Here is a 26880-nt window from a genome sequence, read left to right on the forward strand (position 1 = left end):
TTGCGTCGAATTGCAGGGTTTACCTTAATTGAGTTAATGGTTGTGCTGAGTGTTATTGGCATTATGGCAGCCCTTGCTTTCCCGTCTTTTAGTCAGCAAATTTTGCAAGATCGCGTCGTAACTACTGCAAATCAATTAAATAGTGCTTATAAATTTGCACGCAGTGAAGCGGTCAAACGCGACAAACCTATTAACCTAGTTGTTAGTAATAATAGTTGGCAAGTGACCCTCAACGAGGGCGGCGTAGACACGGTTTTAAAAGAATTTTCGGTCACAAAAAGCGGCGTTGCCGTCAATTTAGTCGCATTGGCCATTAGTGCCAGTGGCGAAGTTGATAAACAAGCTGAAATTTTAGTGAAAGATGAGCACACAAATACCACTGATTACGTGATGTGTGTGCTTAAAAGTGGCCAAAACTGGTTAGTAGAAAATTCACAGCGAGGATGTGCATGAATAAGCAGGCAGGCTTTTCATTATTAGAAGTGATGATTTCAGTGGTGATCGCTGGCATCGCATTATTAGGCTTGGCGGCAGCGCAGCTAAAATCGCTGCAATATGCAACCAATAGTTTTGATTACACTGTGTCACTTATTCAAGGGCAAAACACCATTGAGCGTTTGTGGCCGCGTATTTGTGAAATTCAAAAAACCAATACCGCACTTTTTCAAGACGCGATATTTAGAGCTTCGCTCGCTCCACAAGTGAGTGATTATCAGCTGACGATCCCAGCTACTTACAGTGATGACATGCAAATTAATGTGGCTTGGGTTGATAAACGCATGACAGACAATGCAGAAAATCAAATTAGTCTAAATGCCAGTTTTCCTGATTTAACGGCAGTGTGCTCATGAATAAACACGTTCAGGGTTTTACCTTAGTTGAACTGATGGTGGCATTGGCAGCTGGCGCTTTTTTATTAGCGGGAGTGAGCTTGTCTTACTCGGCGATTAAAAGCACGATTGAGGTGAGTAAAGAGCTGGAAAACGCTCAAGAAGTGATTCGCTATACCAGTAAAGTATTCAACCGCAGCATAAAGCAAACACAACTAACACCGACCATCAGTGCAGATAAAAGCACGATTACCATTATTCAACCTAGCGGGGTGATTGCTTGTGATGGCTCTGCGACAACTGCGCAGGTGGTTGAAGTATATAGCTTAAATGGTAGCAACTTAATGTGTTCACTCGATGGTGCTGCCTCAGAGCGATTACTGACAGGAATCGAAGCTTTGTCATTTGATATCGCCGGTGATCTTGTCACAGTCACTGTAAAGCCAAATGATTTACCAGCTCAGTTCGGTAATGGTATTAACATTGATATTGCCTTAACTAATGCAATATTAGTCAAAGCATACGGAGCTGGCAGTGTATAACAAGCAAAATGGTTTTACCCTAATTACAGTGTTGATCTTGACCAGTATGGCTAGCATAGTGGTGCTTAGTTCGCTACGTGAAAACGTTGTTCAAGAACGTTTAAGTGGCAACTTTCAAAAGAAATTAAACAGCCGCTTAATGGCTGAAAAAGGTGTGTTTGAACAAGCTAAGTTACTGCAACAAACCTTGAATGATGAAGGTGTATTAGCGGTTGAAGATTTGATCAGTAAAACCAGTAACGCATCGGGCTCTGGTGTTATTGCTGATGATGCCATTTTTAATGCCAGTTTAAGTCAAAACGCTGCTGGTGAGCTTGAAATTGCAAGCTTGGGGCAACGATTTGATGGTGACGCGCAAAGTAACTTAGTCGCCCGTTTTGCAGTACAAGGTGCGAAAGGTAGTTCTGTTTTCACTAATGCGATGGTGGGCTGTAAGGGAGTCGATTTATCGGGCAGTGGTAGTATCGACAGCTATGATTCGAGTAAAGGCAGCTACGAAGAAACAAAGTCGAATGATGGTGATGTTTCAACCATTGCTGGCGATTCAGATGTAGTGCTATCGGGTCATTCACCGATAAAGGGCGATGTAAAAGCGACCGGAGTTATTTACTTAAATGGCTCATCACCAATTATTGGTAATATCCATTCGAACTCCGGTGTTTATATCTCTCCTGGCAGTGGTTTACGTGTAGACGGTAATGTCTATACCCGTGGTTATTATACCCATCGTGGCGGGACTGTTTCGGGGGTTGTGCGAGCCAATGGTGATGCAAAAATGCAGTGGTCAACATTCATCACGAATAGCCAAGGCGAAGCGTTGGATATTATGTATGGCGGTTCAGGCGATTTTAAAGATACCAGCAATAACCAGCAAGATGGTGTGCATTATAGTGATCGTAAATTTAACGTGAACCCGAATGTTGAACCGGTAACTGTAGCCGATCCAGCTGCACCTGATTATGACCCTACAAACCCAGATACCAGTTGCGACCCGTTAATTTTGCCAGAGAAAATGACAGGCATCACAGACCAAGTAAGCAGTTACAGCTCTATTTCTGTAGGTCCTACGCAACAATTTAAGCTTAATACTGAAAAGGGCTATTTTAGTCGCGGTGGTAGCCAAGTTATTATGCCAAGCCTTGCTGATGTTTTCTTGTTTAACTCTAAAGCACAGAACCAAGCTAATGGTAGCAATAGCAAAGAGTATATTTTTGCTCTTGATAGACTCAAAATGACCAGTGACGGCAAAATGGAAGTTTCTGGTGGTGATGTTATTTTATTGATTGATGGTGACTTTTCGATGGCGGGGAGCACAACACTGACTATTAAAAAAGACAGTAGTTTAACTGTGTTATTAACCGGAAAAGTCAATATTGGCGCAGGCGCAAAAGTTATTACTGAGCAAGAAGGATTAACTACTAGTGGTCATCCGTCGTTATCATTCTACTCATCATTTAATGGTGTAAATGGCGTGCAATTTAGCGGTGCTGCGAATTTATATGCGGCTATTTATGCCCCTTTGACAACGGTGAAGCTATCGGGAAGTGGTGAGCTGTTTGGTAGTGTACGTGGCTCTACAATTACCGCAACAGGGGGCAGTGGTGCTCACTATGATGCGGGTTTATTACAAGTACAAAATGGCGGCACGCCTGCTTCTTCGGCACGTATCGTATTTTTAGGTTGGAGCTACAAAACCGCAGAAACAACTGAAGAAGAAAGCGAAGCATCACCTGCCGAATAACGCAAATCCCCAAATAAAATTGTGTAAGCTCAATTATTTGTAGCTTACACAAAAAATTTAATTTCATTTAAACCTTTTGAATCCCTCCTTACGTCTAATACACTAAATTCACAACAATAATCATAAAGGACAACATCCAGGATGTTGATAGATGCAGAACAAGCGTTCGCCCAGCAAAGTGAGCATGCCTTGATAGAGCGCGTAAAAAGCGGTGATCAAGCAGCCTATGCAACACTTTATGAGTTGCATGTGAAGCGGGTTTATAGCCTATGTTTGCGATTGCTTGCAGACAAAGAGCACGCCGAAGATGCAACACAAGAAGTGTTTGTACAGTTGTGGCACAAAATTGCTAACTTTGATGGACGCTCACAATTTTCGACTTGGTTACATAGTGTTACCAGCAATATTGCGATTAGCTACATTCGCAAACATAAAAGCTGGTTTCAAAAAGTAGTGAGTTTTGAACAAAGCGGTATGGATGAGCAAAGCGCAGCAGATTGCGACGGCTTTAACGGCCTCGACAAATTAGTACTGAGACTACCTGAGCGAGCACGTATGGTGTTTGTACTCCATGCAATTGAAGGTTATCGCCATGAAGAGATAGCAAGCATGCTTGATATGGCGGTCGGTTCAAGTAAATCGCAATTTCACCGTGCAAGGCAGTTATTAAAAGAGTGGTATGAAAATGAGTAAGCCAGAATTTGAACAATTTTTAAATGACTCGCTTAACCATAAGCAAGATATTAGCCCAGACAAAGATCTCTGGCCCGGTGTTGAGCGAGCAATTGCAACAGGGCAACCAGAGCAAACTGAGAAGCCAAACCATGGCTGGAATAAACTCGCTGCAGTTGCCGCTTGTTGTATTGCCGCACTATTGACCGTACAGCTTTTTGTTGGCCAAGGTGAGCCAAATAGCATGATGGCAATGAGCGATTATTTTACTAAGCAAAAGCAAGGTTTGTTGGTGCAGTATCAAAATCAACCTGCACTAACCGATAACTGGCAGCAACAACTAAAAGAGTTAGAAGAAGCCGAAAGTGCCATTAAGCAAGCACTTGAGAATGAACCTGAAAACCCAGCTTTATTACAAATGCTGTCGCAGGTTTATCAGCAACAACTGGACTTAATTAACAAGGTGCATGCACCGAAGTGGCAAACGATTTAGGAGTGACAATTATGAAATTACTAGCCTTAACTTTAGGATTACTGCCACTGATGGCAATGGCAGGACAAACCATTAATGAACAAATTGATGTACCTGCAAATAAACGCATTTTTATTGAAAACCAACGTGGTGATGTACGCATTGAAGGGTGGGATAAACCACAACTTAAAATCGAAGGTGAGCTTGACGATAAAGCACAAGGCTATCGTTTAGAGGTTGAAGGCAGCCGTGTTGAATTTATCGTAAAAATGCCGCGTAACTTAGGTGGCTGGAATAGTGGTGACGGTTCTCGTTTAACCATTTACATGCCAAAAAGCAGTGAGCTTGAATTTGCTGGGGTGAATGTCACAGTTAGTGCTAAAGAGCTTGAAGCGGGCGCAGAGATTGATACCGTCAACGGTGATATCACAGTGCAAGATATTCGCGGCAACATGAGCTTTGAAACGGTCAATGGCGATGTAAATGCCCACGACTTAAACGGTGATATTCGCTTTGAAACCGTTAATGGTGAAATTAACGATAAAAACTCACAAGGTGCTTTACGCTTTACCGCGGTGAATGGCGACATTAAGTCAAAAACCAAAGCACAAGATGTGCGTCTTGAAAACGTAAACGGTGATATCGACTTTGCTTTTGATGCAATTAAAAAACTGCGCATCAATACTGTAAATGGTGAAGCAGAAGTACACATCAATAAGCTGCTAGCAGATGCCAATATTCGTTTTGAATCAGTCAGTGGTGATGCCGAGTTTTACTTCCCTGCAGATGTATCGGCAACGTTTGAAATTGAAGCTCACGCTAACGGTAAAATCGTTAATGAGCTTAGTGATGACAGAGCAACGAAGGCGAAATACGGCCCATCTAGCGACTTAGAATTTAGTATTAACGGTGGGGATGCTGATATAGAAATGGATACGATTAGCGGACGCATTGAACTTCGTAAACAGAAATAACGATTACAGTTCACTCAATTACAATAAAGCGGGAAGTTTTCCCGCTTTACTATTTGCAGAGCCTTAGCAAGTAGATAGAATAGAGCCATTCAATTTTAGTTTTGTGATGTTATGGCCAAACCAGATAAGCAAGTCGATACGTTAAAAGTCCCTCCCCATTCAATTGAAGCTGAGCAATCTGTTTTAGGTGGTTTAATGCTTGATAATCAAGCGTTTGACCGTGTTGCTGAGTTAGTGGTTGCGCAGGATTTTTATACCCGCACCCATAAGCTCATTTTTGAAGCAATGGTGAATCTTGCTGAAGGGGGTGATCCAATCGATTTGATCACTATTTCTGAGAGCTTAGAGAAAAACAATCAGTTAAGTAGTGTTGGTGGTTTTGCCTACCTTGCTGAAATTGCCAAGAACACGCCAAGTGCGGCGAACATTGATGCTTACGCGAATATCGTACGAGAGCGTGCTGTTATTCGTGAAATGATTGGTGTTGCAAACGAAATTGCAGAAGCTGGCTTTAGCCCCGAGGGGCGTACTAGTCATGACCTGCTCGATTTTGCTGAAAGTAAAGTATTCAAAATTGCTGAGCAGCGTAGTAAAAGCACTGAAGGCCCACAAAACTTACACAGTATCTTAGAAAAAACCGTTGATAAGATTGAAGAGCTTTATCAGTCGCCACAAGATGGTGTGACAGGTGTAAGTACCGGCTATACCGATCTGGATAAAATGACGGCGGGTATGCAGCCTTCTGACCTTATCATTGTGGCGGCACGTCCATCGATGGGTAAAACAACCTTTGCGATGAACTTAGCCGAACACGCCGCTATGACCCAAGACAAGCCTGTACTTATTTACTCATTAGAGATGCCTTCAGAGCAAATCATGATGAGGATGCTAGCATCGCTAGGTCGTATTAACCAAACTAAGGTGCGTACCGGCCAGCTAGATGATGACGATTGGGCGCGCCTGTCGTCAACCATGGGCTTGTTGATGGAAAAAGGTAAGATGTATGTTGATGATGCATCGGGCCTAACACCAACAGATGTGCGTTCACGTGCACGTCGTATTGCCCGTGACCATGGCGGTATTAGTATGATCATGGTCGATTACTTGCAGCTAATGCGTGTGCCAAGCTTGTCGGATAACCGTACCTTAGAGATCGCTGAAATCTCTCGTTCATTAAAAGCACTGGCAAAAGAACTGCAGTGTCCGGTTATTGCACTATCGCAGCTTAACCGTACCCTAGAGCAACGTGCCGATAAACGCCCAATCAACTCCGACTTACGTGAATCAGGCTCAATCGAGCAGGATGCCGACTTAATCATGTTTATTTACCGTGATGAAGTATATAACGAAGACAGTGCAGAAAAAGGCGTGGCCGAAATCATCATAGGTAAGCAACGTAACGGCCCAATCGGTAAAGTACGTTTAACCTTCCAAGGTCAATTCTCGCGTTTTGATAACTACGCGGGTCCAGCTATGGACGACGAATACTAATGCGCTTAGCCATTGCCGAAATCAACCTACAAGCACTTGCTCATAATTTAGCGCAAGTGAAGCGCTTTGCGCCTGGTTGCAAAGTAATGGCGGTGCTTAAAGCCAATGCCTATGGCCATGGCTTAGTTAAAATTGCCCAATACCTAAATGATGCCGACGCATTTGCGGTTGCGCGAATAGACGAAGCGTTAGCGCTACGTGCAGGTGGACTGACAAAACCGATTGTACTGCTTGAGGGGTTTTTTCATCAAGATGATTTACCTATCTTGCTTGCCAATAACTTTCAAACCATTATTCATGATGAAAATCAGCTCGCAACGCTTGAAAACACAAGCCTTGATGCACCAATTGCATGCTGGTTAAAGGTGAATACGGGGATGCATCGATTGGGTATTGCGCCATCGCAATTTGAGTCTTTCTACAGTCGCTTAAAAGCAAGCCAGAATGCCCGTGATGACATTAAGTTAATGACGCATTTCTCGTGCGCCGATGACATCAATGATGAAAAAACCGCTCAGCAAATTGCCTTATTTAATTCATTGGCAGATGGCAAAAACGAACAGCATTGCCTTGCAAATTCTGCTGGCATTATTGCTTGGCCAAAAGGCCATGGTGAGTGGATACGCCCTGGCTTGATGCTTTATGGCGTATCACCGATGCTTAATGGTGTAGGGCAACAGCACGGATTAGAGCCTGTTATGCGTTTAACAACGCGAGTTATCGCGATACGCGATGTTGATGCCGATCAGTGTGTTGGCTATGGCGGACGCTGGCATAGCGATAAACCGACTAAGCTTGCGGTGGTTGCGATGGGCTATGGGGATGGTTATCCACGCCATGCCGAGCAGGGCACGCCTGTGGTTATCAAATCACAACGCTATGGTATTGTTGGTAGTGTGGCGATGGATATGATCACGGTGGATATTGGTGATAACCGCGACAACATAAAAGTGGGTGATGAGGTGATCATGTGGGGGCCAGAGCTTCCCGTTGAAGAGATTGCCCAGTGCGCAACAACCATACCTTACGAATTACTCTGTAATATCACCCCACGAGTCAGCTACGAGTATCAAGAGTAACTTTGTTACTCTTTAATAAAATACACGTCACTGAAACCCATTCGTGCGAATTCTTGGTCACGAAAGTTACGTACTGCTGCAGAGCCTTTTGAAGTCATTTCGACTTGCTGTTCCATCTTTAAGTAATTAGTTAAATCAATGCCTTCAGCCGCTGCGATCGCATGGTACATATCGCGGTATTTATCTTTTGCAAAATTGATTTCGCGAGGCTGGTTTTTAAATTTGTAAGTGATGCGGCGTGCCATAATGAATCCTCAATGTTTATCGGGGCTGATTTTACACTAAAAAATAACCATAGCCATGACTTGTTAGTACAAGCGGGTTACAATGCAATACTTTTTAAAGACTCGGTAACTCATAATGAAACTTTCAGTAGAGATCAGTAAGTACCCACTACATCAAGACTACATTCCGTTTATCAAAGGTTTTATTGACCGTGTAAACAGATATGAAGGGCTTAAAGTGATCACCAACACCTTATCTACTCAGATTTTTGGTGACTATGATTTAGTGATGTCTGTACTTAATACTGAAATCAAACGTTCTTATGAAGAGTTTGGTAAAGCTATTTTCGTCTGTAAATTCTTACATGGTGACTTGTCGCCTAGCGAAGACTAAAGCCTACAGTAGCGCGTGTTATGGAATTTTTAAACGAAACCTTCTCAGGCTTTACTGCCATGTCGCATTGGGAATATATTGCCGTTGCTTTATCGGTGGCGTATTTGCTGTTAGCGATTAAAGAAAGCTTATGGTGTTGGCCTGCCGCGTTTGTAAGCACCTTTATTTATACCGTAATGTACTGGAATGGCGCACTGTTGATGGAGTCGCTCCTGAATTTTTACTACATGTATATGGCGGTATATGGTTGGGTCGTTTGGCGCAGGGGCGTGGACAATAAAGATCATCTGCCCATTATTTCATGGTCGTTAAAGCGCCATGCGGTGATTTTGCTTGCCACCTCACTGGCCTCAGTTGCCATTGGTTTTGTGATGACCAATTACACTCACGCTGATTTTGCTTATCTAGACAGCTTTACCACCTGTTTTGCGGTGGTGACAACCTACCTTGTTGCCAAGAAGGTGCTGGAAAACTGGTTGTACTGGATTGTAATTGATGCAGCATCTATGTATCTGTACTTTGAAAAAGGGTATTACCCAACCTTAGTACTTTTCGTGTTTTACACCATTATGGCCGCATGGGGCTTTAAAACTTGGTATGAAGAATACGAGCAGCATCAGGCTAAGCCGCTTGCACAGCTATAGATGAAAACTGAGCAACAAATTCACGCGCTTTTTACGCGCTTCAACTCACGTTTAGTTATCACCTCAATCAGTCCACTGGTTGAGGGGTTAAGCAATGATAACTACCTAGTAAAAACAGCAAGCCAAGATTTTTTGGTTAAGCACTATCGCGACCACTGGCCGGCGATTGGTCTTGCAGCGCAAGCGCATTTTGCAAAGCAAAGCTGCTGCCCAGCCCCACTTTGGTTAGAACAAGCAACCGACACGGCTATTTTCGAATACGTGGCAGGTAGTATTGCCAGCGGTGAATTTTGTAGTAGCTTATTGCCCGACTTAGTTAATTTACACCGTTACCCTGTGCTAACTGAGCCGATGAATATTGCTTATGAAATTAACTACTACCAGCAAACAGCGCGATACCAGCAACACACAGAGCTAATTAAGCAGTCACTGGCTTATATTGATAGTGCACCTAAAGACATGGGCTTTTGTCATAATGATTTAGTGAAAGAAAATATCATTGTGAATGAGACGGGTATGTTTTTAATCGACTTTGAATATGCCAAAAGCAACGATGTTTACTTTGACTTAGCTGCGCTGGTGGTGAGCTTTGCGTTAAATGATGAGCAGCAACTGGCGTTACTTAAACATTACCAAGCGTTAGTGTGCGAACATCACGAGTTTTACTTATCAGTTGAAAAGCTCGCGGCATTTCATGCGCTGTTTTTACTTTTATGTATTTGTTGGTATGAACAACGTGGTGCGATGGATAAAGTGGCGCCACTGCTAACACAGCTTAACCACTTCATAGAAAAAGCTAAAAATTAAAGACCGCCAATTCGCTCAGCAAGTTCTTTATATTTTTTTACATCTTCTTGTTCAAACAAAGGCTCCCCTTTGTCATCTTGTGATTTCGAGATCAGTAAATGTTCGCGAGCAAGGCGCTTTACGCGTTCAACTTTTACACCCAAAAATTCCGCGACTTGCTCTGTAGACATTAAACTCATGATCAAATTCCCCTTACATGGCAATACTGCCACCTTGTTATTAATTTTATTAAGTATACGTTAATACCTTGGTTCTGCACGAAAGTGAAGTGTTTTAATGCAAATTGCTGAATTTGTGTGCATATAAAGGCCTTGATGCTAGCATTTAGCGCAAGATGCCATTATCATTGCCGGGTTGTCATGCTGATATCGCGAGTCAGTATTGATAACGACAAATGTGCTCTCGTGGTGAAATGGATATCACGTGGCCCTCCGGAGGCTAAGTTGCAGGTTCGATCCCTGCCGAGAGCGCCATTTGCTCTTCACTTTAATATCTTCTAAGCTCGATTTATTCCTTCAGCAATCTCAAAAAGCTAATGACTTATCAACCTATCGCCTGTGGCGACTACGATAAATATGAATTATGGTGCATGCATAACTCTTTATTACGCATTACCTTAGAATCTGGTGAGCAGTTAGAAGGAAAAGCTGAGACCCTCAAAATACTCAACTCCGATGGCGAGCACCTGATTTTGGCAACAAAAAAAGGCGAACATGCCGTCCGCCTTGATTTAATTAAAAAGGTTGTCGAGCTATAGCCATTTTTTATTTTTAAAGTAAATGCCAATCCCAACGGTTAGCACCACCAAGAAAATAATAAACAAGCTAAATGCGTAAGGGCTTTCAGTGCCCGGAATACCGCCTACGTTTACACCTAATAAGCCTGTTAAGAAGCCAAGTGGTAAAAACAGTGCAGCAACCACCGACATCACATACATGCGCTGATTTAGTTGCTCAGATACTTGGCTAGTAATTGCTTGTTGAATAATTTGCGCGCGTTCAATTGAGCTATCTAGCTCTTCTAAGTATCTGATCAACATATTAGTTGTTTCGTTTAAGCGTGCCTTATCGTCTTCATCTAACCACTTATACTTGTTGTTTAACAAAGTAATAAGTGCTTCTTTTTGTGGCCGTAGATAACGTTTTAACGCGATTGTCTGGCGGCGAATTTGTGCTAATGATTGATGATCAAAGCCTTTGTTTGGTTCATCAATTTCATCTTCAAATCCATCGAGTGTGTCATCTAAATTGTCGATAACAGCTTGCATACGCGAGGTTAGGTTTTGCGCTAATTGGCACACTAACTCAGAAATTGTGCAAGGACCATTGCTGCCATCAAATGATTCAACAATATCTTGCACCGATAATAAACGGCGCTTACGTGTTGTGACCACAATGTTTTCGTTAATAAACAAGCGTAGCGAGACCATGTCTTCTGGACTTTGCGCTGGGTTTAAGTTAACTCCACGTAAAAACAGCATATTACCATTAGTGACTTTACTTAAACGCGGGCGTGTTTCATCGGCAATCAGCGACTCAAGTTCGTAATCAGTTAATAAATTACTTTGCTCAAGCCATTCAACGGCTTCAGCTTGACTGTAGTCCATGTGCACCCAAAGTTTTCCGTGTTCGGGTTGCCAATTTTGCAGCTCAGTACTATTTTCAATAGCACGTGCACCGCCTTGTTCGTCTAAAATTAAGACATGAAGTAACCCATTGATCATATTGAACTCTCGTTTTACAAATAGTGGGATATAGTTGATTATAGTTTAGCCTACGTCAATTAAATCGATTTATCGAGGGGATAAATATATTTCGTTGGTGTTTCTAGCTCTGTAGCGTATAAGACACTTTTTTATAGAGGGCACATTAATGAGCGCAAAAATTATTGTTGGCTGGCGAGAGTGGCTTGGCCTGCCTGAACTGGGAATAGAAAAAATCAAAGCAAAAGTTGATACCGGAGCGAGAACTTCATGTATTCATGCTTTTGACATTGAGGAATTTTCAGAAAATGGCGAAGCATGGGTGAAATTTACTACCCATCCTCTACAAGACGATGTAGAAACAACGGTAGAGTGTCGCGCCAAAGTAGTTGAGCGTAAGTATGTGACCAGTTCAAGCGGTCAGCGTGAGCTACGCTACTTTATTGAAACAAAATTAGTCGCAGGAACCCAAAGCTGGCCTGTAAGGGTGACTTTAAGTAACCGTTCAACAATGAAGTTTAGAATGTTGTTAGGGCGTACAGCAATGGAAAATCGCATAGTCGTTGATCCGGCTTTATCTCATTTATTATAGGAAAAGGACTTATCACACGTTGTTACGTGTATGAGTTTATCAGTTAAGGTTTTTAACTATGAAACTTGGTATTTTATCTCGCAACCAAAATTTATATTCAACACGTCGCTTAATTGAAGCAGCAGAGCAACGTGGTCACGAAGTGAAAGTAATTGATGCACTTCGTTGTTATATGAACATCAATTCAGAGCAGCCTGAAATCCATTACCGCGGTGAAAATTTAAAAGATTTTGACGCTATCGTACCGCGTATTGGTTCATCAGTGACCTTTTATGGCTGTGCGGTATTACGTCAGTTTGAAATGATGGGGGTATTCCCTGTCAATGAATCAGTGGCGATCACTCGCTCGCGCGATAAGTTACGTTCATTACAGCTACTTTCACGTAAAGGTGTGGGTATGCCAGTAACAGGCTTTGCAAGTAAACCTGATGATGTAAAAGATTTATTAAGCATGGTGGGTGGCACACCAGTGGTTATTAAGCTACTTGAAGGTACCCAAGGTATTGGTGTGGTATTAGCTGAAACACGTAAAGCTGCAGAAAGTGTAATTGAAGCGTTTATGGGCTTAAAAGCCAATATTATGGTGCAAGAGTACATCAAAGAAGCGGGCGGTGCGGACATTCGCTGTTTTGTATTAGGCGATAAAGTAATTGCTGCGATGAAGCGTCAAGCGCAAGAAGGTGAATTTCGCTCTAATTTACACCGAGGTGGTAGTGCGACATTGGTTCGTATTACTCCAGAAGAGAGAAGAACAGCGGTTGCAGCTGCTAAAGCGATGGGTTTAAACGTAGCGGGTGTTGATTTACTTCGCTCTGCACGTGGTCCATTGGTGATGGAGGTTAACTCATCACCTGGTCTTGAAGGTATTGAAGTTGCAACCGGCAAAGACATTGCAGGCATGATTGTTGAGTTTATTGAAAAAACAGCGGCATCAAAAAGAACTGCAACGCGTGGTAAAGGTTAAGCCTTTACCCATAGGAAAATAAGCGCTCTATTAAAAGGAAAAGTGCGTGGCTAAGGTTAAGAAAAATACACCGTTTTCAATTTTAGGCGATACGGTTGGTGTTGGCGAACGTAAAACATTTGCGATTGAAGCTGCCAAGCTTTACACCCACTCGCCGTTAAATATTCCAATTGAAGTCGTCAATGGTGTGCAGCAAGGGCCTGTATTAATGGTATGTGCTGCAATTCACGGTGATGAGCTCAATGGTGTTGAGGTTGTTAGGCAGTTGCTTGCTAAAATCGATCCAGAGCAATTGCGCGGTACTATTATTGCGGTACCGATTGTGAATGTGTTTGGCTTTATTCACAAGTCACGCTATTTACCAGACCGCCGTGACATGAACCGCAGTTTTCCGGGCTCAACACGAGGCTCGTTAGCAGGGCGAATGGCGAATGCGTTTTTTACTCAGGTGGCAATGCATTGTACGCATATTATTGATTTGCACACAGGTGCAATTCACCGAACTAACTTGCCACAAATTCGTGCCAATTTGAGCGACCCTGCAACGGCGGCTATGGCAAAAGCGTTTGGTACTCCAGCGGTGATTGACGCGTCACTTCGTAATGGCTCATTGCGCAGTGAAGCGGCCAATTTAGGAATACCCGTTATTACCTATGAAGCCGGCGAAGCGCTACGCTTTGACCCAATAGCCATTGCAGCTGGTGTGCAAGGTGTTGACTATGTCATGCGCCATTTAAAAATGGTGCGTGGCAAGCGTGCTAAAAAGCTACCAGAGCCGATTATTGCAAGCTCGACGAGTTGGGTACGCGCTGAAGTTGACGGTATTGTTCGTGCACAAGTATCACTCGGTGAGCGAGTAATGAAAGGGCAGGTTCTAGCTTATATTAGTAGCCCTCTTGGTGATGCTGAGCTTGAGTTACTAGCGCCACGCAGCGGTATTGTCATTGGTCAGCAAACAATGCCGCTGGTAAACGAGGGGGATGCCGTATTCCATCTTGCTTACTTTGCTCACGCAAACAGCCTAGTTGAACAACAGCTCGAAAACTTTATTGATGAAATAAGTGATATTGAAGACGAGTTAAAAACCGCAGAATTAAATAACCAATACCCTATTCTGTAATTCAAAAAGCCAAACTACCTGTTTGGCTTTTTTGTATCCGCCTGTCCCCATCTAATACTTGACCTTAGAGCAAGTACAAGTTTTATAGTTTTTTTACTTACTTGTCGTAAGAATGACTAAAGGATCAAAGATGAAAATTTTTCTATTTTATACAGGCTTATGCACGCTTGCTATTTCACTTACGCACGGCTTTTTTACTGAGCAAAGTGTTGTTCACATTGTGTTATTTCACCCTCTAGTCATTTTATTTAGTTTTATATTAATCGCCTATGGAAGCAGAAAAAAAACACCTCTTTAGCAAGCATCTCGTTAACTTAAAGTCGTTACTTTTTTGGACCTAAAATACGTTTTATGGTTGGCGCTTTGGTTGCCGTAGGTGGGTTTTTTAGGACCATCACAGGGCGGGTAACAAAGATGTTGTTTGGGTAAATCACTTTGTGACCATCAACGTGTTCAAGTACCACGTTCATTAGTCCCATTTCGATAATGCGGCCTTCTAAGAAGTTTGCACCGTCAATTACTCTCACCCAAAAGCCAACGCGGCAGTCGTTTTGAATAAACATCAACAAGAAGGCTGTTAGGTTACTTAGTAACGACCAGGCTGCAAAAAGCGCGACACCTAGCATGGCAAAAATGGATGAGCCAAGTACTAGTAAGCCGCGTAGCTCTATACCCCAAAAAACCAATACTAAACACTTTTAACAGCAGTTTTTTGGTGGTTTTACGAAGCAGCGGGTAAAGCAAAACTGCGATGACAGTCACGATTAAATGATATTGCTCGTTAAAGAATTCGACGAAGTCCAAAAGGGTTCCTAAATTAATATTTTACGTTTCGATTTTAGCTTTTTAGCTAAACAATAACACTACTTTAAAAGGTATTTTTAACCGTTACTAGCCACTGCACAGAGTCGATATCATCATCTTGCTTGTTAATTGGTGCGGCAATATCTAGGTGAATTACCGTACCGGCATTGGCACGGCTTGGCGCTAAGCGAAGGCCCACTCCCACATTTTGCAGCACGTTACCGTTATCGCCATTATCTTTGTTGTTATACCAAGCTCTACCAATATCATAAAACGCGGCACCACCCACTTTAAACAATTGCAGTAAGTCATATTCCCAGTAGTAGCGCTTCTCTAAAGTCACTAAAAAGCTGCGGTCGCCAACTTGGTAGTCAAGCGGGTATCCACGCAGGCCATTCTCCCCACCAATCGTGAGTTGCTTATCAGCTGTGAGATTTTCTGCATATTGTAGGCGGGCTTTGGCATACCAGCTTTGTCTTAGTGTGGTATTGAGGTAATACTGTAACTGCGTGCTGGCAAACAGGTTTTCTACGTCATCGGTTTCTTCATTCCAGTAGCCATCAAGGTCTGCTTTAAAGCGCCACAATTGGTTGTCTCCAGAGTAATGCGCCTTTGATAAAGATAACGAATAAATAGTACGGCTGGCATCGTCGCTAAAGTCTTTACTCGAATAACCGAGTAAAGCGCGGATATTCCAACCAAGGTTTAAATCTTCAGTACGGTAGATGCTATCGAAATTTCTTACCTTAACGTAGTGATCTTCAAACCATTGACCACTAACGTAAGGGTAACTCAGCGTTCTATCTTCAGCGATAGGTAAATTCGTTAATGATATGGCCTTGAAAGTATCTTTACGATTTTCTACCCCGAGTTTGATACGCTGAGTCCAGCTATTGCCAAGTTGTGATGAGTGACCAAAGTAAGCACGGTTTAAAATGGTCTTTTGCTCAAATTCGCTAACTACATCGCCGCGATAGTAAAGAGATTCTCTGCGCTGGTCAGAGTAACTTGTAACACCGTAGCTGTAGGGCGTATCAATCGAGAAAAACGGATAGCTTACATCGAGATAATGACGTTTACCGTCATCGTTGTCTGAGTATTCTAAACGGCCTTGATAACGGCTAGAGAATATATGTGGATCGTCATACACAAATAGGTAACCTGTGCGATCAGCATCACGGGTGCGGCTAAATGACACTCGTTTACCCCAGCCTAAAAAGTTTGACTCGCGAAAGCCGATACTCGACTCATTCTCACCGCCGCTACGGCTAAAGCTTATTTCTGGTAATAAAGTCCACAGATCGCGCGTAATTACTTTTACATGGACGTTGCCATCACAATCGAGCTTTGCGTTGATACGTGCATCATATAAATAGCCTTGTTTACGCAGTAACCGCTCTGACTCTAGTAATTTACGTGGATTGTAAACATCACCTTCTTCGAACAATAAAACGCTGTGTATTACCTCTGGCTCAGTCGTCATGTGAGCGCGATTGGCAAACCGGAATAAAAAGTTATTTTCTTCTTCTAGCTCAGTGTTAAAGACGTTTAGCTGTTCAAGTTCAATGGCGACTATTTTACGGTTATTAGCAGCGTCGGGGAGTGGATTGTCTGCATCGAGTTGGCGGCGTAAGTTATTATCTTGCGATTTAAGCGTGCGCTGGTTTTGACAATAATTATTATCGTCAGTTAATAGCTGCTCTGCATGAACATTGGCTGCTATGCAGATTGGTAATAGTGTTATTAGCCTAGCAACAAAGTGCGACTGCTTAAATCCCATTTACACCCTTAGTTGAGTATGTCCTGTGCAACTACTACATACTAAGCGTGGAAAAAAGTCTAGCTTATTATTGTAATTGCATGACTAAATATTGATAAAGTTGCGGTAAAACTGCACTGGCTTCTATGCCTTCAGCATTGATCCAAATACTTTCACTGTAATGTTCAAAGTTTAGATTAAAACTATGATCTGTAAAGTGAAAGCGTAATTGGTGACGATCAGCACCGGCATCAAAGTCGGCGGTTGTTATGGCTGGAACATGCAAGAAAAGGGTTGCCCAAAGCTCAAAGTCTTCGTCGTGTGGAAGCTCACTTGACGTTATGAGAATGATTTCATGCTCAGTATCATAGCTTAGTTCAGTCATAGCAGTCCTAATTAGCGGCAAGATAGTCGCGAATGGTATTTAAAAACGGTGCGCCGTACTTATTGAGCTTAGTGAAACCAACACCCGACACTTTTAAAAACTCACTGTCGTTGGTTGGCATTAACTGCGCCATTTCAGCGAGGGTTTTATCATTGAATACCACATAAGGTGGTACATCATCAGCATCTGCCAACTCTTTACGTAAGGCACGTAATTTTGCAAACAGCTTTTTATCGTAATTAAACTGAGCAAGTTTATCTTGGTAAACGTGCTTAGCTTGTAGGCGAGGTTCAGCAAGTTGCAGTGCATACTCACTTTTAAGCACCGCACGGGCGGCTTCGGTTAAGCGTAATGAAGAGCCTTGGGTAATATCTTGGCTTAATAACCCTTGATGGATAAGCTGCCTTAAAATACTTAGCCAGAACTCCACACTATGCTCTTTTCCTATGCCATAGGTGCTTAGCTGGTGGTGATTGTTATCACGAATACGGCTAGTGTTTGCGCCGCGCAGTAACTCAACAATATAGCCAATACCAAAACGTTGTTCTGCACGATACACACACGAGAGAGCTTGTTGTGCGACAAGTGTGCCATCAAAGCTAGTCGGTGGGTTTAAGCAAATATCACAGTTACCACAGGTTTCGCGCTTATATTCACTAAAGTAATTTAGCAAAATTTGTCTGCGGCATGTTTGTGCTTCGGCAAAGCTGGCCATAGCATTAAAGCGTTGCTCTTCAACACGACGCCGTTGCTCGTCTTCAATATCTTCAAAAAAGCGGCGTACGCGACCAATATCGGCCGGATCAAAATACATTATCGCTTCTGCAGCCAGACCATCACGACCTGCACGACCGGTCTCTTGGTAGTAAGCCTCAATGCTTTTTGGAATATCGTAATGCACCACAAAACGTACGTTTGGTTTATTAATCCCCATGCCAAAGGCAACGGTCGCAACCACAATTTGAATATCGTCACGGGCAAAGCCCGATTGCACAAATTGGCGTTGCTCGTTACTCATTCCCGCATGGTAGGCGGCGGCATTAAATCCTGCGTCTGCAAGTTTTTCGGCTACATCATCAACCCGTTTACGGCTGGTGCAATAAATAATACCACTTTGATTTTGCTGTTCTTTTAAATAACGAAGCAGCTGTACCATAGGTTTGAATTTTTCTTCTATGGTGTAACGAATATTAGGTCTATCGAAGCTACCAGTGTGCACGTAAGGGTGGTTAAGCTGAAGCTGTTCAATAATATCGTAACGAGTTGCTTTATCTGCCGTTGCTGTAAGCGCCATCATGGGCACATGCATAAAGCGTTGCTTTAACTCGTTGAGCCGACAGTAATGCGGCCTAAAGTCATGACCCCAATGCGACACACAGTGAGCTTCATCAATTGCAAAAAGTGCGAGTTTTAGATGGCTCAAGCGCTCTAAAAATTCGTGTTGCAGTACTTTTTCTGGTGCAACATATAACAGCTTAATTTGCCCATAGTGCAATTGCTGGTAAACAGCTTGTTGCTCTTCAAAAGGCAGGCTGTTATTGATGTATGCCGCTTGCACGCCAAGTGCTCTTAGTTGGGCAACTTGGTCTTGCATTAAGGAAATAAGCGGTGAGATAACCACAGTTACACCATCGAGGATCAAAGCGGGTACTTGATAGCATAATGATTTGCCTCCACCCGTTGGTAGAAGTACAAGCGAGTCTTGGCCGTCTAGCGCTGCGGCTATAATCGCTTCTTGGCCATCACGAAAGTCCTTGTAACCAAACACTTGTTTGAGTACGGCTTGTGGTGATCGAACGGGTGTGTTGGACATTGCGGTATTGGTATTCATCGCCGAGCATTTTAGTGGTTTTTTATAGCGATGTCTTTAGCAATATACCCAAACTACCTCAAAATGCAGAATTCAGCGTTTCACAGGAGCTTAATATCACGGCGTTACTTTGCAACAATGGCAGTCCCTTTTAAGAAGTAAATACATGGGCTTATTTAGCGTGTTTTGGTTGCGTCACTGTTTAGGGGGCGTAAAATAGCGCTTTTAAACTATAAAGCCAAACTTATGCCTACCAACATTGAGCAGCGAAAAGGTGTCATTTTCGCTTGTTTAGCCTTTTTTATGTGGGGTCTTGCACCCATTTATTTTAAATTTCTTCAGCAGGTTTCTGCTTTTGAGATCTTAATGCACCGTGTTATTTGGTCGGTGTTATTTTTACTTCTTATTATTGCAGCTCGTCATCAATGGCAGCGTATTCGAATTGTGCTTGGGCAACCTAAATTACTTTTGATGTTGGTAATAACAGCAAGTTTACTTGGCTTTAATTGGGGGTTATTTATTTGGGCGGTGAACAATAATCACATGCTCGATGCTAGTTTAGGTTATTACATCAACCCACTACTAAATGTGTTGCTTGGTATGTTGTTTTTAGGTGAGCGGCTGCGTAAATGGCAAGGCGTTGCTGTAGGCCTCGCGCTTTGTGGTGTGCTGCTTCAATTAGTGAGCTTTGGATCATTTCCTGTGGTTGCTTTTTCGCTAGCTGGCTCGTTTGCTATTTATGGTCTTTTACGCAAAAAGCTGCCGATTGAATCATTACCAGGGTTATTGCTCGAAGCACTTATTTTATTACCTGTTGCACTTATTTACTGGTGGTTTATGGCGCCTTCGCCAAGCTCTGATTTAACTGCAAATGATTGGCATATTAACGTGTTACTGATAAGTGCAGGAGTGGTGACAACTTTACCACTGTTGTGTTTTACCGGTGCAGCAAAACGCCTTCAGTACAGCACATTAGGCTTTTTTCAGTACATTGGTCCAAGTTTAATGTTTATGCTTGCCGTGGCTTTTTATGGTGAGGTATTTGATGCTGAGCGTGTGGTGACCTTTGCCTGTATTTGGAGCGCTTTGGCGTTATTCAGTTGGGATTCGTACCGCCAAAGTCGTAAGCAACGCAAAGCGAAATTAGAGGCAGTGACTAAGCCTGTATAGGCTTAGCTTATTAGCTTGTTGCGCCCAGACTCTTTTGCTTGATAAAGCTTTAGATCGGCCTGTTTTATTAGTTCATCTAAACTATAAATAGGCCCATTATGAAAACCAATCGACAGCGTAAACTTGATACGGTCTTTGCTAAATTCAGGGCTGTGCTTTTCAACAAATAAGCGGAATTTTTCTAAACGCTGTAACGATTCATGTCGGTCTTGATCAGCAAAATATACTGCAAACTCTTCACCACCAAAGCGGCCAACTAAATTATTTTTAAAATACTTTGCCATACATTGCGATAGGCCTTTAAGCACTTCATCACCGGCATCATGACCATAGTTATCGTTTATTGATTTAAAGTGGTCAATATCGATCATAGCTAAAGAGACAGAGTTTTCTGCCAGTTTTGCAGCTTTGAGGTGGCTGTTTGCTTCACCAAAGAAATAGCGGCGATTAGGCAGCTTAGTGAGGTAATCAGTATTTGCCTGTAAACGAATCGTTTTAATGTTTTCAAGCATGTCGACGTTTTGACTTAGCCGGCAATAGAATTCTTCATTATTAAATGGCTTGCGAAGGTAATCGTCTGCACCAGATTTTAAAAAGCGCGTTGATAAGTGCAGAGTATCGAGTGCAGAAATGCCGATTATGGCTTTTTCATCATTGGAATATAAACGACGAATTTCAACACAAAGCTCATCCCCATTCATGTTTGGCATTTCGTTATCGGTAATGATCACCGATATTTTTGGGTTTTCAGCCAGTACTTTTAAAGCGTCGACACCATCAACAGCTTCAATGGTTTGGTATTTGTGACGAGTTAATAAGTTACAAATGTGGTGGCGAGTTGCCGCTGAATCATCAACGACAAGAACTTGCACTTGTTCATTTCGAGGCAAGCGAGCGAGTTGTTTTTCTAGATACTGATAAGCTTGTTTATTTTCTTTAGTAATGTAGTCAATTATTGGGTGCTTTTCGACAATATTACGCGTTGTCTCATCTAGGTTTCCCGTCATGACAATTGTGGGAATATCAGAGGCGATAGTAAAAGGAATTGCTTCGCCTTTTGGTGCATCAGGTAGAATAAAGTCTACTACCGAGCAGAAATAAGAGTGCTCTTCAACTAACTTTTTTGCTTCAGCCAACGAGCCTGCAATATCGGCTTCATAACCAACTTTTTGCGCGATATGCTTTTGCACTCGCGCAATCGTTGGCGTATCTTCAATTATTAATATTCTTCTAGTCACGGTTTGCCTTGTTATAACTTTTTGGCGAAGCAATAGTTACTACAAGTTTTAACCTTAAAAGCCTAAAAAAGCAAATCGTTATAAGCTGTCTGACTCAGAATAATATTCAACGCTTTGTGTTGTTGGGTTTGCAATACGGGAACGTCCAAACAATGTATGAAATTTCGTTTTGCAAGTGGTTTGCTTTAGGTATTTGACCCAAGCACGTTCAATTGCATTGGTCGCTTCAAGATTACCAGTAACAACTTGTACAAATTGAGTTTGAAATTCATTTTGTGGTTCTAGGGTTTTGTTGTATAAACCCTTTAGAACAACACCATGCTGCTCGAGAATGTCGGCTTCTAGCAAAGTGAAGTGACCACTACGACCAAAACCGCGTGGGAAATTTTGATCATCATAAAATTGACGTTGGCTTGCAAATGCCTGACGAAGTGATGAAATGTCATTGCTCATGGCTTTATCCTCATGCCCTAATTTCTTGCTGGAGTATGGATCAAGTTGTCGATTTTATTAAACAAATTATTTTTATCGTAAGGGTAAAAAATGGATATCGATTTATTGAAGACTTTTGTTGAAGTGGTCCGTACGCGCCATTTCGGTAAGGCAGCTGAAAATTTATATATTACACAGTCTGCGGTGAGTTTTCGGATCCGACAATTAGAGCAAGGTTTAGGCGTTAACTTATTTATTCGCCAACGTAACAACATACAGTTAACGGCGCCTGGTGAGCGATTACTGCCACATGCACAAATGATCATTACGGGTATGCAGCGCGCAAAAGTTGATGTGGCACTTGCAGATAATATGCATAAGCAAATTAGCTTAGCAGGAACACCTAATATTTGGGATGCATTTTTACAGTTTGGTATTACTAATATTGTTTCTGCTATGCCGGGTGTGTCGTTAGTTGCTGAAGTCAAAGCACAACAAGAGAGTACTCGCTTATTACTGGAACGTACTCTAGATTTAGCTGTGTTGTTCGATCCCCCTAAAGTAGATGAACTGGTTGTACAGCGAATTTGTGAGTTACCTATTATTCCTGTGAGTGCTTTTGAAACAGCAAATAGTGAAAACTTTTTCGATAACCAATATGTCTATGTTGATTGGGGTACCACCTTTTCTTTATGGCATGCTCGTGAGTTTAACGGCCACGCCCCTCCATATTTTAGAACCAGTACGGGCCGTATTGCGCTTGATTTAATTTTGAAGTGCGGCGGCAGTGCCTTTATTCCTCAGTTATTAGTTGAAGAGCAGCTTAAATCTGGTGAGCTTTATCATGTTGAAGATGTTGCGCATACATCGCGTGATGTGTTTGTTGCTTACCACAGAGACAACGAGCAAACCCCTCTGTTAGAGAAGTTAGTCACTTTATTAACTGAGCTCCAAATAAAAGCTTAAAATTAATTTAATTTAGCTTTCATAAAAATTTAATTTTACAACAGTGAGTTACGTTTTTATTTCAAAATTAATTACATTTTATGAAGCTAAATTGACGCTTTTATTTCAACTGTCATCTTTCTGTCATTTTTTACTGTCACACTGCGCGCATTGAAACACAACATGTGTTTTTTGTTGCGATTATTGAGGAAACGACATGAAATTTGCAAAGTCTAGCTTATTCCTAGCTTTATTTGGTGGTTTATCTTTTTCTGCACTAGCTGATGTAGATGTATATGGTAAAGCAAACGTGACTGTTCAATCATCAGATGATGGCGAAGGGTCTTTCACTGAAATTAAAAGCAATAACTCACGTTTTGGCTTAAAAGGTTCAGAAAAAATTTCTGAAGGCTTAGAAGCGGTTTATAAATTTGAGTTTGGTGTAGACGTATCTGACGCTGATTCAAAAGGCGACAACGACGATAACATCACTGCGCGTAATCAATACGTGGGTGTGAAAGGTAGCTTTGGTCAAGTTGTTATCGGTCGTAACGATACAGCAATGAAGCAGTCTCAAGGTAAAGTTGATTTATTCAATGACCTTGAAGGTGATATCAAAAACGCATTTAAAGGTGAAAACCGTTTAGGCGACACTATTTCTTATGCTTCTAAAGACTTCAGTGGCTTCAAAGTATTAGCAACTTATGTAGCTGAAGATGATGTAGATGCTGATAACGGGTACTCAGTAGCGTTAACTTACGGCGATGCAAAACTTAAAGAAAGCAAACTTTATGCATCAGTTGCAGCTGACAGCGAAGTAAAAGGTTACGACATTGTTCGTGCAACAGTACAAGGTAAACTAGGTGACTTCAAACTAGGTGCTATGTACCAAACACAAGAAAAAGTGGATGGTAGCGCAGAAGCTGATGGCTACTTAGTAAATGCTGCTTACCAAATGAATAGCAACACATTCAAAGTACAGTACCAAGTAATTGACTTTGATGAAGGCGATAAGAAAACAGCTATTTCTGCAGGTGTTGATCATAAGCTAAACAAAAACACCAAAGTATTTGGTTTCTACTCAACGTTTGATACAGACAATCAAGTTGACCAAGATTACCTAGGTGTTGGTATTGAATACAAATTCTAAGTGAACACTCCCTTACTTGTGAGCCCAGCTAATTAGCTGGGCTTTTTTTGTTGAACAACAAAATTATACTGAAGTTAGCTTTAAGCTTGTGCGTAGTTTGATTTGCCTGCAAGCCAGCGTTGAATCAATTTATCGGTAAGTTCTGGGTAGTCATTCAATATTTTGAAAGCGATGGGTCTGACATGATTAAGTGTTTGTTTATCGCGGTTTAGGTCGGCGATTTTGAATTCAGCTAAGCCTGTTTGTTTGGTACCAAGTACTTCACCTGGGCCACGGATTTCTAGATCTCGCTCAGCAATCACAAAGCCATCATTACTTTCACGCAGCACACCTAAGCGTTTTTGCGCTGTAGCTGATAATGGCGCATGATAAAGTAAAACACAGTGTGATGCCGTTGCCCCACGACCAACACGGCCGCGTAGCTGGTGAAGTTGTGCAAGCCCTAACCGTTCAGGGTTTTCAATAATAATAAGGCTCGCATTAGGCACATCAACACCCACTTCAATCACGGTTGTGGCAACCAGTACATGAATATTACCTGCCTTAAACTCACTCATAATGGCTTGCTTTTCGGCGGCTTTCATCCGGCCATGTACCAAGCCAACGTTTAGCTCTGGCAGTGCTGCTTTTAATTGCTCGGCGCTATCCTCGGCGGCTTGGCATTGCAGCACTTCAGATTCATCAATCAGGGTGCAAACCCAATACACTTGACGACCTTGCTCTGAGCATGCTGTTCTAACACGTTGAATGATTTCGTCTCGGCGTGCATCAGGAATCGCCACCGTTGTAATAGGCGTTCTACCGGGGGGTAACTCATCAATCACTGAGGTTTCTAAGTCAGCGTAGGCTGTCATTGCTAAGGTTCGCGGGATAGGGGTTGCAGTCATCACTAATTGGTGTGGGTAGCAATCACCAAAGCGACCTTTTTCACGCAGTGATAAACGCTGATGAACACCAAAGCGGTGTTGCTCATCAATAATAATTAAAACGAGATTATTAAACTCAACCTGTTCTTGGAATAATGCATGGGTGCCAACAATCATTTGTGCTTCCCCAGAGGCGATTTTTTCCAAAGTCGCTGCACGCTCTTTACCTTTACTTTTGCCACCTAACCAGGCAACTTCAACACCGAGTTGATTAAACCATTGGCTAAAGTTGATGCCATGTTGCTCTGATAAAATCTCTGTTGGTGCCATTAGCGCTACTTGATAGCCTTCGCTGATAGCACTGAGCGCACTGAGCGCTGCGACTAAGGTTTTACCAGAGCCGACATCGCCTTGTACTAGGCGCATCATCGGAAACGGGTGTTGTAAGTCACCTTTGATTTCTGCCACTACACGACTTTGTGCGTTGGTTGGGCTAAAGGCTAAATTAGCTAAAAACTGTTGCTCAAGTTGGTTATGAGGCTTTAAAGCAACCGCTTTTACCGTTTGCCCTTTTTGGCGCAGCTTTAAAAGGCTTAAGTTTTGCGCAAGCAACTCTTCAAACACTAGCCGTTGCTGAGCAGGATGCATACCCTGTTCAAGAGCAGTTAAATCAACATCGTTTTGTGGGCGATGTAAGGTCATTAGAGCATCGGCTAAACGCATTCCGGTTGGCTGAAACTGTTCTGGCAGTAACTCTTCGACAGGGTATTTAGTTAATAGTGCAAGTGCTTGATCGCTTAGTGCACGAATCGATAACTGTTTTAGCCCTTCGGTAACAGGATAAACCGGCGTAAGCGTGGTGTTCGTTGGTTGCTCAGAAGGGGTATCCGATAAGCTGTATTCCGGATGTGTCATTTCAAAGCCAACTCTGCCACGGCGGATCTCACCAAAGCAACGAATGATTTTACCTGTACTTAAGGCATTTTTTTGAGCCGCGCTGAAGTTAAAAAACCTCAGCGTTAAACGGCCCGTGCCATCATTTACTTGGCAAACCAGCATGCGCCTTTTTCCAAAGGTAATTTGGCTGGTTTCAATAGTGGCTTCAACACTAACATGGCTATGCGGTTGCAGCTCGCAGATGGGATGAATACGGGTGCGGTCTTCATAGCGGTGAGGCAAATGAAACAGCATGTCTTGTACCGTATGAATATTTAGCTTAGCAAGGCGCTCGGCCATTTTTGGGCCGACGCCTTTTAATTCTGTAATTGGGTATAACGCTAAGCTTGGATGACTCAAAGGTGACTCAAATTATTAATTAGTAGACTGTTTTTCAGTTTACTTGCACTCGTTAGTGGCTTCAAGCGGTTGCGTGTGTTTTAAAATGTTCCAGAACGTTTCATCAGCAACAATTTCACCATTTTCATCCAGCTCAGGGTACGGCAGCTCTTTTTCGCGGCATTGTTCAGCAATGATAGGGTGACAGCCTTCAAACAAAATACGATGCTTAACTTTCGCATCAAGCATATCGCGGTTATAAAGACCTGCTTCTTCACGTTGGCGCTGTGCTTCAAATAAAATAAGTGCCGCTGCAACAGATACATTAAGAGATTGCACCATTCCTTGCATTGGGATGATGATGTTTTTATCAGCATGAGCGAGGGCACGCGGCGAAATACCATCTCGTTCTTGACCAACAATAACAGCTGTCGGTTTGGTGTAATCAATTTCACGAAAGTCGACTGCGTCGTCGCTGAGGTGAGTTGCTAAAATTTGTACATCAGGATTTTGCGCACGCATCATGGCTACGGCTTCATCGATATTGCGATGCAAGTGAGTTTCGAGCCAGTTTTTACTACCACCTGAAGTATTGTTAGTTAACCATTTTTGATTCTCTGGCCATACAGCATGAACATGATGGCAGCCTGTCGCGTCAGCTGTGCGGGCAATGGCCGATAAATTATGATGCTTATGTACTTCTTCTAAACAAACCGTTAGGTCCGTTTGGCGGCGATCTAACACGCGCTTAACACGCTCAAAGCGAGTTGTATCCATAGTTGTGTGCTCGTTGACGGA

29 protein-coding genes, 1 tRNA gene and 1 pseudogene are annotated in these 26880 nt (G+C 42.5%); 20 read left to right on the forward strand and 11 right to left on the reverse strand.

Annotation, left to right across the window (positions count from 1 at the left end):
• The 9 genes from AOG27_RS16980 (at window position 1) to alr (ending at window position 7801) form a co-directional block, all read left to right on the forward strand.
• A complete protein-coding gene (locus AOG27_RS16980; RefSeq protein ID WP_054554194.1) occupies window positions 1–453 on the forward strand; it encodes a GspH/FimT family pseudopilin in 453 nt (150 codons plus the stop codon).
• On the forward strand, window positions 450–851 hold the full coding sequence (locus tag AOG27_RS16985) for a type IV pilus modification PilV family protein (RefSeq protein WP_054554195.1): 402 nt from the start codon (window positions 450–452) through the stop codon (window positions 849–851). The genes AOG27_RS16980 and AOG27_RS16985 overlap by 4 nt, the downstream gene beginning before the upstream one ends.
• A complete protein-coding gene (locus tag AOG27_RS16990; RefSeq protein WP_054554196.1) occupies window positions 848–1372 on the forward strand; it encodes a prepilin-type N-terminal cleavage/methylation domain-containing protein in 525 nt (174 codons plus the stop codon). Before AOG27_RS16985 ends, AOG27_RS16990 begins: the two co-directional genes overlap by 4 nt.
• A complete protein-coding gene (locus AOG27_RS16995) occupies window positions 1365–3113 on the forward strand; it encodes a DUF7305 domain-containing protein (RefSeq protein WP_235523717.1) in 1749 nt (582 codons plus the stop codon). The genes AOG27_RS16990 and AOG27_RS16995 overlap by 8 nt, the downstream gene beginning before the upstream one ends.
• 141 nt (window positions 3114–3254) lie before the next feature.
• Window positions 3255–3806 carry an RNA polymerase sigma factor gene (locus AOG27_RS17000; protein ID WP_054554197.1) on the forward strand — a complete coding sequence of 184 codons (552 nt, stop codon included), beginning with the start codon at window positions 3255–3257 and terminating at the stop codon, window positions 3804–3806.
• A complete protein-coding gene (locus AOG27_RS17005) occupies window positions 3793–4278 on the forward strand; it encodes a hypothetical protein (RefSeq protein WP_082389308.1) in 486 nt (161 codons plus the stop codon). Before AOG27_RS17000 ends, AOG27_RS17005 begins: the two co-directional genes overlap by 14 nt.
• Before the next feature lie 11 nt (window positions 4279–4289).
• Window positions 4290–5231: a DUF4097 family beta strand repeat-containing protein gene (locus AOG27_RS17010; protein WP_054554198.1), complete on the forward strand. Its 942-nt coding sequence runs from the start codon at window positions 4290–4292 to the stop codon at window positions 5229–5231.
• 111 nt (window positions 5232–5342) lie between these two features.
• Window positions 5343–6722: a replicative DNA helicase gene (gene dnaB, locus AOG27_RS17015; RefSeq protein WP_054554199.1), complete on the forward strand. Its 1380-nt coding sequence runs from the start codon at window positions 5343–5345 to the stop codon at window positions 6720–6722.
• Window positions 6722–7801, forward strand: a complete 1080-nt coding sequence (alr, locus tag AOG27_RS17020) for an alanine racemase (RefSeq protein ID WP_054554200.1) — start codon at window positions 6722–6724, stop codon at window positions 7799–7801. The genes dnaB and alr overlap by 1 nt, the downstream gene beginning before the upstream one ends.
• Before the next feature lie 5 nt (window positions 7802–7806).
• Here the strand turns inward: alr and AOG27_RS17025 are convergent, their stop codons facing one another.
• Window positions 7807–8046, reverse strand: coding sequence for a DUF2960 domain-containing protein (locus AOG27_RS17025; RefSeq protein WP_054554201.1), 240 nt, complete (start codon window positions 8044–8046; stop codon window positions 7807–7809).
• Between the two features lie 115 nt (window positions 8047–8161).
• On the opposite strand from AOG27_RS17025, the gene AOG27_RS17030 reads away from it, so the two are divergent.
• The 3 genes from AOG27_RS17030 to AOG27_RS17040 are packed head-to-tail and all read left to right on the forward strand — an operon-like array spanning window position 8162 to window position 9870.
• Complete coding sequence (locus AOG27_RS17030) at window positions 8162–8419, forward strand: YkoF family thiamine/hydroxymethylpyrimidine-binding protein (RefSeq protein ID WP_054554202.1); 258 nt, start codon at window positions 8162–8164, stop codon at window positions 8417–8419.
• Between the two features lie 20 nt (window positions 8420–8439).
• Window positions 8440–9063, forward strand: a complete 624-nt coding sequence (gene pnuC, locus AOG27_RS17035) for a nicotinamide riboside transporter PnuC (RefSeq protein WP_054554203.1) — start codon at window positions 8440–8442, stop codon at window positions 9061–9063.
• On the forward strand, window positions 9064–9870 hold the full coding sequence (locus AOG27_RS17040) for a phosphotransferase family protein (RefSeq protein ID WP_054554204.1): 807 nt from the start codon (window positions 9064–9066) through the stop codon (window positions 9868–9870).
• On the opposite strand, the gene AOG27_RS17045 is transcribed toward AOG27_RS17040, so the two are convergent.
• Window positions 9867–10049, reverse strand: coding sequence for a hypothetical protein (locus AOG27_RS17045; RefSeq protein ID WP_054554205.1), 183 nt, complete (start codon window positions 10047–10049; stop codon window positions 9867–9869). The genes AOG27_RS17040 and AOG27_RS17045 overlap by 4 nt on opposite strands.
• A 219-nt stretch (window positions 10050–10268) precedes the next feature.
• Between AOG27_RS17045 and AOG27_RS17050 the strand changes: the two genes are divergently transcribed.
• Both AOG27_RS17050 and AOG27_RS17055 read left to right on the forward strand, forming a co-directional pair.
• Window positions 10269–10343: transfer RNA gene (locus tag AOG27_RS17050), tRNA-Arg, on the forward strand.
• 62 nt (window positions 10344–10405) lie between these two features.
• Window positions 10406–10627, forward strand: a complete 222-nt coding sequence (locus AOG27_RS17055; protein WP_054554206.1) for a Rho-binding antiterminator — start codon at window positions 10406–10408, stop codon at window positions 10625–10627.
• Here the strand turns inward: AOG27_RS17055 and zntB are convergent.
• Window positions 10622–11593: a zinc transporter ZntB gene (gene zntB, locus AOG27_RS17060; RefSeq protein ID WP_054554207.1), complete on the reverse strand. Its 972-nt coding sequence runs from the start codon at window positions 11591–11593 to the stop codon at window positions 10622–10624. The two genes, AOG27_RS17055 and zntB, sit on opposite strands and share 6 nt — an antisense overlap.
• Before the next feature lie 148 nt (window positions 11594–11741).
• On the opposite strand from zntB, the gene AOG27_RS17065 reads away from it, so the two are divergent.
• From AOG27_RS17065 to AOG27_RS17075, 3 genes are read left to right on the forward strand one after another with little or no spacing between them, the layout of a single operon-like run.
• Window positions 11742–12164 (forward strand): ATP-dependent zinc protease, encoded by a 423-nt coding sequence (locus tag AOG27_RS17065; RefSeq protein ID WP_054554208.1) that lies wholly within the window; start codon window positions 11742–11744, stop codon window positions 12162–12164.
• 58 nt (window positions 12165–12222) lie between these two features.
• Complete coding sequence (gene rimK, locus AOG27_RS17070; RefSeq protein WP_054554209.1) at window positions 12223–13128, forward strand: 30S ribosomal protein S6--L-glutamate ligase; 906 nt, start codon at window positions 12223–12225, stop codon at window positions 13126–13128.
• Between the two features lie 46 nt (window positions 13129–13174).
• Window positions 13175–14248, forward strand: coding sequence for a succinylglutamate desuccinylase/aspartoacylase family protein (locus tag AOG27_RS17075; protein WP_054554210.1), 1074 nt, complete (start codon window positions 13175–13177; stop codon window positions 14246–14248).
• Between the two features lie 323 nt (window positions 14249–14571).
• Here AOG27_RS17075 and AOG27_RS17080 read toward each other — a convergent pair.
• The 4 genes and pseudogenes from AOG27_RS17080 to recQ form a co-directional block, all read right to left on the reverse strand.
• Window positions 14572–15052 (reverse strand): annotated as a pseudogene (locus AOG27_RS17080) (mechanosensitive ion channel domain-containing protein).
• A 64-nt stretch (window positions 15053–15116) separates the two neighbouring features.
• Window positions 15117–16832, reverse strand: a complete 1716-nt coding sequence (locus AOG27_RS17085) for a BamA/TamA family outer membrane protein (RefSeq protein WP_082389309.1) — start codon at window positions 16830–16832, stop codon at window positions 15117–15119.
• A gap of 67 nt (window positions 16833–16899) precedes the next feature.
• On the reverse strand, window positions 16900–17196 hold the full coding sequence (locus AOG27_RS17090; protein WP_054554211.1) for a DUF3630 family protein: 297 nt from the start codon (window positions 17194–17196) through the stop codon (window positions 16900–16902).
• Window positions 17197–17203: 7 nt separating this feature from the next.
• Window positions 17204–19027: a DNA helicase RecQ gene (gene recQ / locus AOG27_RS17095; RefSeq protein ID WP_054554212.1), complete on the reverse strand. Its 1824-nt coding sequence runs from the start codon at window positions 19025–19027 to the stop codon at window positions 17204–17206.
• A gap of 225 nt (window positions 19028–19252) precedes the next feature.
• Between recQ and rarD the strand changes: the two genes are divergently transcribed.
• Window positions 19253–20176 carry an EamA family transporter RarD gene (gene rarD / locus AOG27_RS17100; protein ID WP_054554213.1) on the forward strand — a complete coding sequence of 308 codons (924 nt, stop codon included), beginning with the start codon at window positions 19253–19255 and terminating at the stop codon, window positions 20174–20176.
• A 2-nt stretch (window positions 20177–20178) separates the two neighbouring features.
• Here rarD and AOG27_RS17105 read toward each other — a convergent pair whose 3' ends face one another.
• Window positions 20179–21414 (reverse strand): response regulator, encoded by a 1236-nt coding sequence (locus AOG27_RS17105; RefSeq protein ID WP_054554214.1) that lies wholly within the window; start codon window positions 21412–21414, stop codon window positions 20179–20181.
• Window positions 21415–21492: 78 nt separating this feature from the next.
• Entirely contained in the window at window positions 21493–21867 is a 375-nt protein-coding gene (locus AOG27_RS17110; protein ID WP_054554215.1) for a DUF413 domain-containing protein, read from the reverse strand.
• Window positions 21868–21957: 90 nt separating this feature from the next.
• Between AOG27_RS17110 and AOG27_RS17115 the strand changes: the two genes are divergently transcribed.
• Window positions 21958–22812, forward strand: coding sequence for a LysR family transcriptional regulator (locus tag AOG27_RS17115; RefSeq protein ID WP_054554216.1), 855 nt, complete (start codon window positions 21958–21960; stop codon window positions 22810–22812).
• A 196-nt stretch (window positions 22813–23008) separates the two neighbouring features.
• On the forward strand, window positions 23009–23941 hold the full coding sequence (locus AOG27_RS17120) for a porin (protein ID WP_054554217.1): 933 nt from the start codon (window positions 23009–23011) through the stop codon (window positions 23939–23941).
• An 80-nt stretch (window positions 23942–24021) separates the two neighbouring features.
• Here the strand turns inward: AOG27_RS17120 and recG are convergent, their stop codons facing one another.
• Entirely contained in the window at window positions 24022–26103 is a 2082-nt protein-coding gene (recG, locus tag AOG27_RS17125) for an ATP-dependent DNA helicase RecG (protein WP_054554218.1), read from the reverse strand.
• Between the two features lie 39 nt (window positions 26104–26142).
• The gene (gene trmH / locus AOG27_RS17130) at window positions 26143–26859 is read right to left on the reverse strand and encodes a tRNA (guanosine(18)-2'-O)-methyltransferase TrmH (protein ID WP_054554219.1); all 717 of its coding nucleotides are present in this window, start codon (window positions 26857–26859) and stop codon (window positions 26143–26145) included.
• Between the last annotated feature and the right edge of the window lie 21 nt (window positions 26860–26880).

It is taken from the genome of Pseudoalteromonas lipolytica (assembly GCF_001306915.1).
Taxonomy (GTDB): Bacteria; Pseudomonadota; Gammaproteobacteria; order Enterobacterales; family Alteromonadaceae; genus Pseudoalteromonas; species Pseudoalteromonas simplex.